Consider the following 14,389-nt stretch of genomic DNA (forward strand, 5'->3'; position numbering starts at 1 on the left):
GGGATCGATCCGATCATCATCATTTCACCGTCCCTACAGCATCAATGACCGTTCGACCAACGATGGTCCCGCTCAGCACCTGCGCCGCCGCTGTACCGTTCAACCTTAGTCCGACAGGCTGCTAGACCGGAATAAATCCCATCGTGAACACGTGCTTTCGCTACCGCGTCTCGGGGCGGGTCCAGGGCGTCTACTTCCGCGCCACGACCCGCGAGCGGGCCCTCGGCCTCGGCCTCACCGGCTGGGTGCGGAACACGCCGGACGGCGCCGTCGAGGTCCTGGCCTCCGGAGACGAGGCGAACCTCGCTGCGCTCGAAGCCTGGCTCCGGCGCGGGCCCGAGTACGCACACGTCGTATCCGTCGAGCGCGAGCCCGCGGATCCCAAGGTCTGCCGGGGATTCGAGATCCGCTGACGCGAAAGACGCGCCGCGAGAAAACCCTACCGCTTGCCTATCTCGCGGCCTGGCAGATGCGTTGCCTCTCGGGCGCGCCAGCAATTAGTTGACTCGCACCGGTTGGTCCACACGAACATGTCGCCCCGAGTCGGTGACAAAGCGGACGATGCCGGACCTCTTGCGTCTTCGTAGAGATAACGGGCGCCGGTGCGGATACGAGTGGCCGGCACTAGAACTAGAATGATATTCATGAACACGGGGATGGATCGACCATGAAGCTGGCCGATCTGGAAGCTATCATGCGGGCCTTGAACGCGGCCGACGTCCGTTATCTGGTCGTCGGCGGCCTAGCGGTCGCGGCGCATGGTTATGGTCGGGTGACCTTCGACCTCGATCTGGTCGTTCAGTTGCAACCGGACAATGCGGAACATGCCCTGACAGCCTTTGAAGCATTGGGCTACCGACCGCTCGTGCCTGTAGCCGGACGGGACTTTGCCGACGCGGCGATCCGCGAGTCATGGATTCAGGACAAAGGGATGGTCGTATTCCAGTTGCACAGCGATCGGCATCCCGAGACGCGAGTCGATCTGTTCGTCGCGGAACCGTTCGATTTCGACCAGGAGTACGACAACGCCCTGGTGGGAGAGATCGTGCCCGGTCTACACATCCGGTTCGTGCGAATCGAAACACTGATTCGGATGAAGGAAACGACCGGTCGAGAGAAGGACCGCGAGGATGTCCGACAACTGAGACTGCTACTGGAGAATCCGGACGATGTCCACTGATGGGCAACCCGACCGCCGGTCCGCGCAGCGCGGGTGGGATGAGCACAACCTGTCGCAGCTCCGGTATTTCCGCTCGCTGAGCCTGCGGGGAAAGCTGCAAGCGGTCGAGGGCATGGCGGATGTCGTCCGCCACTTACAGCAGATCCGAGCACAGGGCGGATTCAAGCCGGCGTCACGACAGGCGGACGAACCCGGAGCGACCCACCCCTCCCGCAATCCACAAGTTGCCGATCCCCTGTTGAAAGTCGATAATCCCTTCCATGGACTGGAAACAAGTCGTGGCGCGGTGGCGCAAGCTGCCCGCAACCGAGCAGCGGCGCATCCGTCTGGCTCGGATCCCCCGCAAGGTCGCTCGCAGCATGGCCTTCGAGGGGGAACCAGTGAACCAGAAGATGCTGGAAGCCGAGCTCAATCGTCGCACGCAAACATCCGCTTCGTAGAAACCACGCTGGGCATCCAGAGCTATGCCGAGCTGGCGCCCCACCTGGCTCTCCGAGTTCAGGACCTCGAAGCCGATATCGCCGACGGCCGATTCTCCGACCGGGCGCTCGGCGAGGACCTGATTTTGGAATTTCACCAGCGCGTCTGCGGCGACTTGGTGCCCGACATGGCCGGACGGTGGCGGCACGTGGATGTCCGCGTCGGTGACCACGAAGCCCCGCCTTATCCGCAGGTGCCTATGCTCATGCGGAACTACTGCCGCGACCTCGAAGCACGGATTGCCGCTCTCACCGAAACGCCCGACGACCGCACCCTGGAGTACCTGGCATTCGCCGAAGGGCGGTTGCTCTGGATACACCCCTTCGAGGACTTCAACGGCCGCCTCACCCGTGTCTTCCTGGCCGAGCTCCTGCAACGCCTCGACATGCCCGCCCTGGACCCCACCCCCGATCCCGGCCCGGACACCGAACGCTATCTGCGAGCGCTCCAGGCCGGCGACCGAGCCGATTGGGGGCCGTTGGCCGCGATCTGGCACGGGCGGTTCGAGAAGGAAGCTGAGGCATGATCCAAGTTCACGACTTCCTTGGCCTACCGCCAACGCCGTTAGATTCTAAGGTGTTGAACGTTGAATAAAACGACGTCAATAAACTCACACGCCCCCTCTGCATACGACCTAGATGTAGGGTGGGCTAGCCGCGCTGTTTGCGGCGTAACCCACCAACCCGTCGGCCGCAGGCCGGCACCTTGCAGGACGGCTTGGAAACGAGACCCGCTGCGCGGGCCGAGTCGGTGGGTTGCGGAATAAACAGCATGCCGAACCTACCCTACATTTCTGGCTTGGAAAACTGCCGCCATCGCGTTGACTCATTACGCACGGATCTAAGATGTCACATCCGTCGTTGTTTAGCGGAGGAACTCAATACGTGAACAACGAAGCAGCACGTGCTCTGCGCATCTACATGGCATACCTGTCCGAGGAACGCTGGTGCGCTGGCTGGGTCTCGCACCTGGAATTCACGCTCTGGGAGCAGGTGCTCAAATGGCGTGCTGGCATCGAATTATCTTCAGACGAAGAATCCGACGGCAGCCACTGGGGCAAGGATGCCCAAGCCCTGTCGTGGCTGGCAGAGCAAGCCGGCGGCTGGTGGCAATGGCCAAGAGACGGAAGTGAACCCGAGTTTGTGGCGCTCAAAGACTGGCAACGGATCTTCGAGAAACACCGCCAAAGTACGGGTGACGCTGATCAATCAACTCCGACGAAGGAGAGCACGTAATGACCGAGACATTTACACTTGACATTCTCAGGCAAGCGGTGGCCGGCCATGCTGCCGCTTTCCGCTGTGTGACCGAATACCAACCCGTCGGAGGGATCGGGGACAAAGTGTTTCCGCCCACCTATGAGGGTGGGAAATACGCAGTGGAAAAACGCATTCTCGATGGCGGCGAGATCGTGGATTGCGTGCTGCTCGATTCGGTGCAGTCCCAGGCCAATCGCATGGAACTGGCCTTGCTGGAAGCGCGACGCACGGCGCGGATCGAACTGCCGCTGGTGACCGTGCGCTTTGATCACGATTCGCTCAAGAAGAAGTTCGCGGTCACCAGCCTGGAAGCCCCACACCGGGTGGCGGATGCGATTCTGCGAGATAGCCTGCTCCACGGGGTGATCTTTCGCAGATCGGAGAAGGGTAAGGTGCTCGACACCGCCGACGTGAGAAACGCCACGGGCCTCTTCGGCCTCTGCCCCACCGCTCTCGTCTTCGGGCTGTGGGATTCCACCGGCCCGCGTGGCGGATTGGGAGCCAAGTTCCAGCGAGCGCTGGTATCGGAGATGGCGGGGTTGTACGCGACAGAAGGATGCCGACCAAGCAGTCGAATTGATCCCCTGCAAATTCAAAAAGCAGCCGGCCCTGTCTTCAGGGCGAAGGACGGCGAAGCTTGGACGGTTGTTCCAACTTTGGCTTTAGAGAAAGAAGGAAAGAAGATCCTGTGGGCAAAAAACGCCAAAGGCGAGGATGTGTTGTGGGATCCTAAGAAGGATCAGGACGAGGGTAAGCCTTCCAAGATCAATCACGGCAATATCACACCATCGCTCGTTGACGCGAACACCAAGAAGCCATTACCTGGTGGTTTCACCATAAGTCGCGCAATGCAAACGACCGTTCTGTCGCTTGCGGCATTACGCCGCCTGCGCTTTCCATTGAACGGGGGGGCGGACTCTGATCCGGCGGTAGACCAGGCCGCGCGCACGGTACTAGCGGCGCTGGGCCTCTTGGGTGCGGCACTGGTTCGGGAAGAGGGTGCAGATCTGCGTTCGCGCTGCCAGTTGTTTCCCACCCAGAAGTTCGACTGGGAGTTGCTGGATACCCCAGGCGAGGAGCCCAAGTCCTATGCACTGACCGGCGCGGAGGCCACCGCGCTGTTCAACGCCGCGGTCAAGCATGCCAAAGTAGCCGGGCTCCCGTGGGAGGATGAAATCGTACTCACGCCTACCGATGATCTCATTAAGCTCGTTGCGCGGAGCCAAGATCTGGCCGTGCGGCAGACGGTCGAAGGAGGCGAGTAATGTTCGGCCTCGGCATTCGCTACCTGATGGGGTGGGCGATGGCCGCGGCGGATGGGGCAAAGAAGGAACGGGCGGAATGGCCACCGCATCCTGACCGCGTGTTCATGGCCCTTGCCGCCGCCTGGTTCGAGACGGGCAAGGATGTCGCCGAAGGCGAAGCGTTGCACTGGCTGGAAAGCCTCGATGCGCCCGAAATCGCCGCGTCTGGGGCCAACCTCCGGGAGGTCACCACAAGTTTCGTCCCAGTGAACGACTCCTCGAACCCTATCATGGTCAAGTACGTCAAGAAGGTCCGAACGGAAAAGCCCTTTGCACAAATGGGTTCCGTTCCAATAGGACGAGACCGCCAGCCGCGCGCCTTCCCGGTTGCCATTCCCCACAATTCGAGCGTGCATTTAATTTGGCACGATGCTTTTGCAGAACGACATAGGCATCCATTGGCATCGCTTTGTCGGAAGGTAACCGCCATCGGTCATCCGGCCTCCCTCGTGCAGATGTGGCTTGCGGAAACACCGCCGGCCCCCAATCTCGCGCCAAGGGCCGGCGTCGCGAAACATCGTCTGCGCGTCTTTGGCCCTGGGCGCCTCGCGTACCTGGAGGCCCGCTGTAACCGGGAGGCCGTGATCGTTCACGGCGATCTCGAAGCGCGGATCAGAGCCGCCAAAGGGAGGGAAAACACCATGCTCAAAAAAGAGCTCAAGGAACGCTTTCCACATGGCCGCCCTGTGAGCCTTCGCCCGGAACCAGGGTTGTGGCAAGGCTACGACGTGCCCGGACCGGTCGGAGAGACGAAACCACATGGCAGCGTCTTCGATCCCCGCCTATTGGTGCTGGCACTCTCGGGCAAGCGGCTACCGCTTCAAGCGACGCTCAAGCTCACCGAGGCGTTGCGAGGCGCATTGCTCTCGGCGTGCCCCGAACCCATCCCCGAATGGGTTTCGGGCCATACCCACCATGGCCAACCGAGTTCAAAACCGCATGCCGCCCTTCTGCCTCTGCCGTTCGTAGGAGCAGAGCACGCCGACGGGAGGCTGATGGGCTTAGCGGTTGCTCTGCCGCGCGACCTGGATCCCACAGAGGCGGCTCGTGTTCTGGAACCGTGGCTGCGCGACAAACATGGCCAGCCGTGCCGCATCTGCCTTTTCGACGGGCAATGGCTCGAATGCGGCGCTGAGCTGGATACTCGCGAAGCGCCGCCCTTCAACCTGCGTTCCGACACCTGGACGCGCGCATCGCGGCGCTGGGCGACCGTCACGCCCGTGGTGCTCGATCGCCACTTCGACGGCGCGGACAAGTGGGAACGCGGTGCCGAAGTCGTCAAGGATTCTTGCGAGCGCGTCGGCCTGCCTCGGCCGGTGGAGGTGCTCCTGCACCCGGTATCCCTATGCGAGGGCGTGCCGAAGAGCAACGAGTTCCCCTGGATTTCGCGGAAGAAGGACGGGGGGCGCATGCACCACACCCACGCGGCGATCGTGTTCGAGGAAGCGATCCAAGGCCCTGTGATCGTGGGCGCAGGGCGCTTCCGGGGCTACGGCCTATGCCGGCCGATGCTGCAGGGCGGGGAAAGCCATGTCTGACTTGAATGCCCAAGGCTTCGCGGATTTCTTTGAAGCGCTCTGGGGCAAGGTGCCGTTCGCCTGGCAGCAGACCCTCGCTCAGCGGGTTCTGGAGAACGACGCAGCGCCGTGGCCCGGGGCCATCGCCCTGCCTACTGCAGCGGGTAAGACGGCGTGTCTCGACATCGCGGTCTATGCCCTCGCAGCCCAAGCCAATCGCCTCGCGGCCGGCCAGATGCTCGCGGCACCAAGACGCATCTTCTTCGTAGTCGACCGGCGGGTGATCGTTGATGAGGCCTTCGAGCGCGCCTGCAAGCTCACGAAAAAGCTTCGCACCGCCGAAGCCAGCATCCTTCGGGACGTCGCCGATCGACTGCGCCAGGTCGCTGGCGGCGAGCAACCGCTCGCGTGCTTTCAATTGCGTGGGGGCATGTATCGCTCGGACGCCTGGGCCAAATCGCCGTTGCAGCCCACGATCATCGCGAGCACCGTGGACCAACTCGGCTCGCGCCTGCTGTTCCGTGCGTATGGGCGATCCTTCAAGGCTTGGCCCATCCAGGCCGGGCTCGCGGGCAACGACAGCCTGATCCTGCTGGACGAGGCCCATTGCGCCCAGCCCTTGCTCGAAACCCTAAATGCGGTGAAAAAATACCGAGGTTGGGCCGAGATCCCACTCCCTTCTCCCTTCCACGTCGTCGTGATGAGCGCGACGCCGCCCAAAGGGCTAGCCGACGTGTTCCGGGACGAGTCGGGTGAGCCGCACGATCCTGCGCACCCGCTAGGCAAGCGCCAAAAAGCGGCGAAACCCGGGAAGCTCCTCGTTGCCGACAAGGCCAAGGGGGCGAACGCCAACGGCGAAATGGCGAAGGCTTTAGTCAAACAGGCCGAAGGATTGGCCAGTAACCATCCCATCGCCACCGTGGTTTTCTGCAACCGCGTGGATACCGCGCGCCGTGCCCATGGCGTTCTCGCGAAGAAACACGGCGATAACGCGATCCTCCTTACGGGACGGATGCGGCCCATCGACAAGGACGACACGGTCGACGTCCGGCTGGCCCCACTCTCTGCAGACGCATCGGAAGGCCGCGAGCTCAGCGAACCGTTTTTCGTAGTTGCCACCCAAACCCTGGAAGTGGGGGCCAACCTCGACTTCGATGTGCTCGTTACCGAATGCGCGAGTCTCGACGCCTTGCGCCAGCGGTTCGGGCGGCTCAACCGCATGGGTCGGCCCATCAACGCGAGAGCGGCCATTCTGGTGCGGGCGGACCAGGCGGAAGAAAGCGACGATGATCCCGTTTATGGCACTGCGCTCGCCGCAACGTGGAAATGGTTGAAAGAACACGCGGGTGATATGGACCCGTTCGACTTCGGCATCTCAGCCCTCGCATCCCGGCTCGATGGTGCCGATCTTCCATCGCTCAACGCCCCAACCAGCCACGCTCCGGTCATGTTGCCGGCGCATGTGGACGCCTTGGTGCAGACCGCGCCGGAACCCTGGCCTACACCCGAAGTAGCCCTGTTCCTGCACGGCCCGAAAAGCAGTGCCGCGGATGTGCAAGTGTGCTGGCGGGCGGATCTCACCGGCAACGACGAAGAGGCCTGGAAGGAAGCCGTAACGCTCTGCCCTCCCGCCGCACCCGAATGCCTGCCGGTGCCCATAGGGTTGATGCGGCGCTGGCTTGAGGGCGCAGCGGACACCGCGGGTCCCGATGTGGAAGGCGCGACCGAGGTCGAGGAACCGCCGGCCCGTCGAGAAAAGGGTACGGTCGATGAGATCAACCGCCAGGTGATTCGCTGGCGTGGTCGCGAGGAAGTCGAAGTCGTGCGCGACCCAAGAATCATCCGCCCTGGGGACGTCGTGGTGATTCCCGCAAGCCTCCAAGGTTGGGATGTGCTCGCGGCCTTGGGCACGGACAACCCCGTGGCCGACTGGGGCGACCGGGCTTATCTCCAGGCGCGCGGCAAGGCGGTGCTGCGGCTGCATCCAGCGGTCTTGAAACAGTGGCCACAGAGCGGGCCCATTTCGCGTTTGGCGGAGTTGGCCACCAACGCACAGAGCCGCTTGGACGAAGATCCAGACGGCCTGCTGGACGAGCTGCAAGCTGCGCTCGCTGCGGTGACCGAAGCGCCCGAAACGCCGGTCTGGCTCAAGACCATCACCGCAAGCCTCGCGACCGACAGGAGACTCCCCAAAGGCACAAGCCTGCATCCGACCAGCGGCCTGTTATTGCGCGGCAGCCGCCGCATAGATCTCGGCGCGATGGAGGCTGACAGCTTCAGTGACGAGGACGATGTCTCTGCCTCCGGCACCGTACACTCTGTGCTTGAGGAACACCTCTCCGGCGTAGCCGGCTTTGCCGAGCGTTTCGCACGAGGTTGTAGGTTGCCGGAGGAGCTTGTCGGTGTGATCTCGCGGGCGGGGCTCGGTCACGACCTGGGCAAGGCAGACCCCCGTTTCCAGGCCTGGCTCAAGGGTGGCAATCCGTGGGCTCGCGGCGAGCTCCTGGCCAAGTCAGGAGACATGCCGCAAGGGCGAAAAGCGAGCGAAACTGCCCGCGAGCGGGCGGGTTATCCGAAGGCCGGCCGGCACGAACTTCTTTCCACACGGCTCCTGGAGAGCGTACCCGATCTGCTGCCAGAAGAGGGCCCGCTGCGCGACCTCCTGCTTCACCTCGTAGAAAGCCATCACGGTCACTGCCGTCCTTTTGCCCCCGTAGTCGAGGATGAAGCGCCGGTTGACGTGAGCTTGGAATTCCGAGGCCGGAAACTTGCCGCATGTAGCGCCACCCGTCTGGAGCAACTCGATTCCGGCGTGCCCGACCGTTTCTGGCGGCTCACTCGTCGCTACGGCTGGTGGGGATTGACGTGGTTGGAGGCCATCCTGCGGCTCGCCGATCACCGCCGGAGCGAGTGGGAGGAGCTTCATCTGCGGGAGAATAAACATGACTGATATTATTCTAATCGGGTTGAACGGCGGCAATCCGTTGGCTTATCTAGCAGCGTTAGGTGCCTTTCGGACATCTTCCCTGCAATGGCCGAAAGTGCCCATCCGTATGGCTTGGGAACAGGACACGGGAGGCTGGCACCCTCGCTTGAATCTCGGGATCGAAATTAGCGAAGACGAGTGGCTGGCTGGCATAAGCTCGGCTTTACGCAGTATGGTCGGCCACCCCGCATTGGCTCTTGCCGACGATTTAGCGATCCCTTGTGCGCATTTCCGCAATGCGGCGCTGGCTGCACAAACGGCGGCGAAACCGAAAGACCGGTGTTTCGCTGACTTCATCGCGGCCTTTGGGAGCGAGATCGTCGAAACGAAAGAAAACGGGAAAACAACAGGAAAGATATCCGACACAGCCTTCCGCACGATGAGCGGATCTGGTCATCAGCATTTTCTTGGAACGATGCGTACTTTTGTGAACGACACGGAAGACACCCACCTGCGTAAGGCCGTCTTTGCGCCCTGGTATTACGACGATCCCATAGAGAAGCACACCATGCGCTGGGATCCGATCGATGATGTTCGCTATGCGCTACAATGGCGTAATCCGAGTGGGGATCCAGAAAGGAAGGAAGGGGGTAGCATGTGGGGCGCCAACCGCCTTGCTATAGAAGCGCTACCGCTGCTACCGACAGCGCCTCGTGGAAAAGATTTGGAAACCACCGGGTTTACTCGGCGCCGCGAGCAGGGCTTGGCCTGGACTTGGCCGACATGGAGCGGTGCGCTCAGCCTCGATACAGTGCGTTCACTGTTAGCACTTCCTGCTTTACAAGAACAATCTCCTGACCGAAAGAAACTTGGAGCCGTGGGGGTGGTGGAAGTCTACCGGTGCCAGCGAATTACTCAAGGCAAATTCCGCAATTTTACCCCGGCCTTGCCGCCGGAACTGCATCGCAAGCTGAAGGAGCAAGCGGCACAGCACCACCGCAGCATGACGAAGGAAGTGCTCACCCTACTCGAGCGGGCGCTCGGGGAGAAAAGGCGATCCAAGGGCAACCCGCGCGTATTGGGACGGGATGCCGGGTTGTTCGAAGTGCCGGACGATTTCAACGCGCCCTTGCCGGAGGATCTGCTAAATGAGTTTGAGCGGTGAGGCTGCTGCTGGATACACACGTTTGGTTGTGGAGTTTGGTATCTCCGGACCGACTATCGCCTTCGGCTGCAGGGTTGTTGGGTGACTGCGAGAACGACCTCTATCTTTCGGCAGCGAGTTGCTGGGAGATCGCGATCAAGTATCAGCTTGGCAAATTGCCCTTGCCGGAACACCCCGATGACTTTATAGGCCCACGGTTGCTGCGCGATGGCATACACGGTTTGCAAGTGTCATTGCAGCATGCGACGCGGGTGGCTCGCCTGCCGATGATCCACCGGGACCCGTTCGATCGCTTACTGGTGTCGCAATCACAGATCGAAAAGATCGCGCTCATTTCAGCAGATGTAATATTCGCTCAGTATGACGTCGAGCTGATCCGCTGCTGACCACCACAATCCGGTGACGGCGTCGGATCTAAACGCACCCTTACCGGCGGATATACGGACTGATTTTAAGCGGTGAGATTCCAGTCATATTAAATCGAAGTGATTCGTCACCCCGGCAGGGATTGCTGGGGTCCAGAATGCAGGACGCCACCTACGTCCATGTACTCTGGATTCCGGCAATCCATGCCGGAATGACGTGCCTATGTGAATCCTCTTGACCGGCTACCAGACCATCGCCGCACGCTCGCCGTGCGCTCGCGGAATTGCAGGTACCGGATAGCGCCGACGAACCCTGAGACGCGGCGGAGGACTGGCAGGCTTCGGTTGCCACGGGTTACGATTTTTGACAGACAGGCATCGACCAGGCAACCGAGCATATGTCGATCCCAACAAGATCGTTGACCATGCGCTTTCAATGTCACACCCGGACAGACCAAGCAAGGCCGATATCTTTCGGCGGTTCGGATTTATGGTCGAGCCATGGCAGGCGCTGGGCTCTGCGTCGGGTGAGCGTCCGCAATCCGGTGGTCGCTATGGTAGAGTCACAATCTAAAGTGTGCGCCGAACCGCGTCTCAGGGTCCCGGCATTCTGCAGCGTCGGAGAAACTCCATGACCTTCTCCATCGCCGATTCCAGACAGGGCACTCCCCTGGGAAGGAGATCGAGGGCGGCGCGGGCTTGGGCAGCGAAGGGCCCCAGCGCGCGCAACCGCTCCAGACGCAGCGACAGCACGTCGCATTTCGTGGTAAAGACATCGAGGTTGTTACGAATGGCTCGCGGGTCTTGATCGAGGACGAAGGCGAAGTCGAAGACGTCGCGCAGGGAGAACTCTTCCGGCCGATAGAAGACCTTTTTCGCCACGATCTCCACGGGCGTTTCGATTTTGGTCTCGGTTCCCAAAACGGTCTTGATCATATAGGGGTCGGCGGTCAGGCTCGGAGCGACGATGAAATCCACTTCGCCTCCGTCGAAGATGAGCTTCAGGAAATTGGACTGCTCCACATAGCGCCCGGTGAGGGCCTCGGTATGGTCGTTCAAGCGCGGGGACAGGGCCGTCAGGTACTGCGGATCGCGCAGAAAGATGTCGATGTCCCTGCTGCGCCTGTGCCCGTAGTGAAGCATGAGAGCGGTACCGCCGCCGAAGGTCCAATCGGGCGGCGGAAAGTGGCCCTCGAGGCTCGCGATGCACGCCATGGCCCTCGGCCAGAGGACTTCCCATGGCGCCATCAAAGCGCCTCCCAGCGTTTCCGGGCGCGGCTCCCGGACGGGAGAGAGGATGCGCAGGCGGCTTGGAAAGCGGCCTTGGCCGTCTCGATCGAGATCCCGCGGGCGGCGAGGAATCGGAGTGCCGCCTCCGGCGGGACCTCAAGGAAAAAGCTATCGAGGACGCAGGACGGTACGGCTTCCGAGTCCGCCGCGATCAAATTTGCCAGGCGATCGCCATCGATGGGCTCCGGCAACGGCGCGTTGATCGTCGAAAGGACCCAGGGATCCCAGTCAGACGGATGGGGTTCAGGCGTCATAGCGATAAAGGTGCGGTGTAGCTGCGCAAAGAGCGACATTCTTATTATGGCATTGATGATGCCTTTGTCGAAGGGGCGCAGTGAGGACGAGGGTCGGTTTGCCGGCAAGATGAGTCCGAACGGCCTGACCCACGTGTGCTGCCGCGGATAACAGCACGGGGAGCTACGCTATGAGCACCGAGCATGCCGAGCCCGTCCAACGCGAACTGGCGCTGCCCGCCCCAGAACTATCTGGGGACCTGCCGCTCCTGCCCGCGCGCATGGTCAACGAATACCAATACTGCCCGAGACTCGCCTACCTCGAATGGGTACAGGGCGAATGGGCGGAGTCCAGCGATACCGTAGAAGGACGTTTCCAGCACCGGCGGGTCGATAAACCGGCCGGCACCCTGCCCGATCCGGCGGACGTCGATGCCGGCGAGCGCATCCATGCGCGCTCCATCACGTTGTCATCGAGCCGCCTCGGGCTCATCGCGAAGCTCGATCTGGTCGAGGGCGAAGGGGATACGGTCACGCCGGTGGACTACAAGCGCGGCAAGCGACCGCATATCCCCAAGGGGGCCTACAACCCGGAACGCGTGCAGCTCTGCGTGCAGGCGATGATCCTCGAGGAGCATGGCTATCGATGCGAGGCGGGCATCCTCTATTTCGCCGCTTCGCGCGAGCGGGTGCGTGTCGAGCTCGACGAGGAGCTGCGGGCCATGACGCTCGCGGCCGTCAACGGTCTTCGGCTCGTCGCCGCGGGGGGCCAGATGCCGCCGCCCCTGCAGGACAGCCCCAAGTGCCCGCGCTGCTCGCTGGTCGGGATCTGCCTCCCCGACGAGGTCAATTTCCTCAAGCGGGGCGGCGCCGATCCACGCCCCCTGAGCGTCGCTCAGGACAGCGCCTTACCCCTGTACGTGCAGGCGCGCGGGGGATCGGTCCGTAAGCGCGGAGAAACCCTCGAGGTCTTTGTGGACGATAACCTGGTCACGACGGCCAGGCTCATCGACGTGTCCCAGGTCGTCTTGATGGGAAACATCTATCTCAGCACGCCGACCCTGCACGAGCTCATGAGTCGGGAGACCCCCGTCACCTGGCATTCCTACGGCGGTTGGTTCCTCGGGCATACCCAGGGGACGGGCCACAAGAACGTCGAGCTGCGCACCGCCCAGTACCGCGGGAGCTTCGACGAGCGCGTTTGTCTCGCGTTGGCCAAGGGTTTCGTGCGCGCCAAGATCCAGAACTGTCGTACTTTGATGCGGCGCAACTGGCGTGGAGCCACGCCGCCCGATCGGGTGCTTGCCGAGATCAAGCACGACGCCGAGCAGAGCGCCCGGGTCGGAAACCTAGACGCCTTGCTCGGCTTCGAGGGAAGCGCCGCGGCGCGCTACTTCGGCGCCTTCTCGGGTCTCATCAAACAGGACCCCGATCCGGACAGCCTGGCCTTCGACTTCACCAAGCGCAACCGCCGCCCGCCGCTCGACCCCGTGAACGCGCTCTTGTCCTATGCCTATGCACTGCTGGTGCGCACCTGGACCGTCACGCTCACCGCGGTCGGCTTCGACGCCTACCGTGGTTTCTATCACCAACCACGTTACGGCCGCCCCGCCCTCGCGCTCGACATGATGGAACCGTTCCGACCGCTCGTGGCCGACTCGGCGGTCATCCAGGCCATCAACAACGGCGAGGTCAAGCCCACCGATTTCATATCTGCCGCGGGGGCGGTGAACCTCACCAATGACGGGCGCAAGCGCTTCATCGCCGCCTTCGAGCGGCGCCTCGACCACGTGATCACCCACCCGCTCTTCGGATACCGCCTGAGCTATCGGAGACTGTTCGAGGTCCAGGCAAGACTCCTCAGCCGCTTCCTGCTCGGTGACATCACCGAGTACCCGAACTTCACGACCCGATAAGCCGTCATGGACGAGCACCTGTTCATCGTCACCTACGATATCTCGGACCCCAAGCGCTGGCGGGCCGTCTTCTCCCTGATGAACGGTTACGGAGAATGGCTACAGCTCTCCGTCTTTCAGTGCCGCCTCACCCGCCGACGCCATGCCGAGCTGGCCGCCACCCTCGACCAGATCATTAACCATGAGGAAGACCACGTACTGATGTTGGACCTCGGTCCCGCCGAGGGCGTGGTGCCGCGGGTCGTGAGCCTCGGAAAGCCGTTCAAAGCCCTGGAACGCGCGCCTATCATCGTGTAGCATGTTCGCCTCACCGTTGCGAGCGCTCCGGTGATGGCGACATCCCTGGTGACCGCTCGCAAACGGCGCTTCTTTAACAATCAGGATACTACTGTCGCAAGGTGACGTGGTGCCAGAGCTTTGGCCAACCCGCGAACCATCTACCGAAGCACCGCTCGCATCACCGCCCTCCGAGCGGCCTGCCATGCGGGTTTCCACCAGGGCTGTTTTCCGCGGCGATTCGCCGCGGCCTCATTGAAGTGGCGCGGGGCGCTTCGCGTATAACCTCGGGCTCGATCGTTTTCCGCGGCGATTCGCCGCGGCCTCATTGAAGTCAGGTCGAGGGGCTTACGCCCATAAGGGTTTGGCATGTTTTCCGCGGCGATTCGCCGCGGCCTCATTGAAGTCGTATCCTTCTTCCTGAGCCTCGTGCTGTAGGGGCGTTTTCCGCGGCGATTCGCCGCGGCCTCATTGAAGT

Annotated in this window: 13 protein-coding genes; 11 read left to right on the plus strand and 2 right to left on the minus strand. The window is 62.2% G+C overall.

What is annotated here, in order from left to right; all coding sequences use genetic code 11:
- Positions 1-143: 143 nt before the first annotated feature.
- The 9 genes from M3461_22905 to M3461_22945 all read left to right on the plus strand — a co-directional run bounded on the left by M3461_22905 (position 144) and on the right by M3461_22945 (position 10,217).
- On the plus strand, positions 144-413 hold the full coding sequence (locus M3461_22905; GenBank protein ID MDQ3776990.1) for an acylphosphatase: 270 nt from the start codon (positions 144-146) through the stop codon (positions 411-413).
- Positions 414-667: 254 nt separating this feature from the next.
- Positions 668-1,180, plus strand: coding sequence for a nucleotidyltransferase family protein (locus tag M3461_22910; protein ID MDQ3776991.1), 513 nt, complete (start codon positions 668-670; stop codon positions 1,178-1,180).
- Entirely contained in the window at positions 1,170-2,186 is a 1,017-nt protein-coding gene (locus M3461_22915) for a Fic family protein (protein MDQ3776992.1), read from the plus strand. Before M3461_22910 ends, M3461_22915 begins: the two co-directional genes overlap by 11 nt.
- 358 nt (positions 2,187-2,544) lie before the next feature.
- Complete coding sequence (locus M3461_22920; GenBank protein ID MDQ3776993.1) at positions 2,545-2,895, plus strand: hypothetical protein; 351 nt, start codon at positions 2,545-2,547, stop codon at positions 2,893-2,895.
- Positions 2,895-4,184: a type I-U CRISPR-associated RAMP protein Csb1/Cas7u gene (gene cas7u / locus M3461_22925; GenBank protein ID MDQ3776994.1), complete on the plus strand. Its 1,290-nt coding sequence runs from the start codon at positions 2,895-2,897 to the stop codon at positions 4,182-4,184. Before M3461_22920 ends, cas7u begins: the two co-directional genes overlap by 1 nt.
- Positions 4,184-5,761, plus strand: a complete 1,578-nt coding sequence (csb2, locus tag M3461_22930) for a type I-U CRISPR-associated protein Csb2 (GenBank protein ID MDQ3776995.1) — start codon at positions 4,184-4,186, stop codon at positions 5,759-5,761. The genes cas7u and csb2 overlap by 1 nt, the downstream gene beginning before the upstream one ends.
- Complete coding sequence (cas3u, locus tag M3461_22935; protein ID MDQ3776996.1) at positions 5,754-8,690, plus strand: type I-U CRISPR-associated helicase/endonuclease Cas3; 2,937 nt, start codon at positions 5,754-5,756, stop codon at positions 8,688-8,690. The genes csb2 and cas3u overlap by 8 nt, the downstream gene beginning before the upstream one ends.
- Positions 8,683-9,831, plus strand: a complete 1,149-nt coding sequence (locus M3461_22940) for an Arc family DNA-binding protein (GenBank protein MDQ3776997.1) — start codon at positions 8,683-8,685, stop codon at positions 9,829-9,831. The genes cas3u and M3461_22940 overlap by 8 nt, the downstream gene beginning before the upstream one ends.
- Positions 9,828-10,217, plus strand: coding sequence for a type II toxin-antitoxin system VapC family toxin (locus M3461_22945; protein MDQ3776998.1), 390 nt, complete (start codon positions 9,828-9,830; stop codon positions 10,215-10,217). The genes M3461_22940 and M3461_22945 overlap by 4 nt, the downstream gene beginning before the upstream one ends.
- A 573-nt stretch (positions 10,218-10,790) precedes the next feature.
- On the opposite strand, the gene M3461_22950 is transcribed toward M3461_22945, so the two are convergent.
- Together M3461_22950 and M3461_22955 are read right to left on the minus strand one after the other, a co-directional pair.
- Positions 10,791-11,444, minus strand: a complete 654-nt coding sequence (locus tag M3461_22950) for a nucleotidyl transferase AbiEii/AbiGii toxin family protein (GenBank protein ID MDQ3776999.1) — start codon at positions 11,442-11,444, stop codon at positions 10,791-10,793.
- Positions 11,444-11,740, minus strand: coding sequence for a hypothetical protein (locus M3461_22955; GenBank protein ID MDQ3777000.1), 297 nt, complete (start codon positions 11,738-11,740; stop codon positions 11,444-11,446). Before M3461_22955 ends, M3461_22950 begins: the two co-directional genes overlap by 1 nt.
- A 170-nt stretch (positions 11,741-11,910) precedes the next feature.
- Here M3461_22955 and cas1 point away from each other — a divergent pair, with 170 nt between their 5' ends.
- Together cas1 and cas2 are read left to right on the plus strand one after the other, a co-directional pair.
- Positions 11,911-13,635, plus strand: a complete 1,725-nt coding sequence (gene cas1, locus M3461_22960; protein MDQ3777001.1) for a CRISPR-associated endonuclease Cas1 — start codon at positions 11,911-11,913, stop codon at positions 13,633-13,635.
- A 6-nt stretch (positions 13,636-13,641) separates the two neighbouring features.
- The gene (gene cas2 / locus M3461_22965; protein ID MDQ3777002.1) at positions 13,642-13,932 is read left to right on the plus strand and encodes a CRISPR-associated endonuclease Cas2; all 291 of its coding nucleotides are present in this window, start codon (positions 13,642-13,644) and stop codon (positions 13,930-13,932) included.
- Positions 13,933-14,389 lie beyond the last annotated feature (457 nt).

The sequence above is a fragment of the Pseudomonadota bacterium genome, from assembly GCA_030860485.1.
Lineage (GTDB): Bacteria > Pseudomonadota > Gammaproteobacteria > JACCXJ01 > JACCXJ01 > JACCXJ01.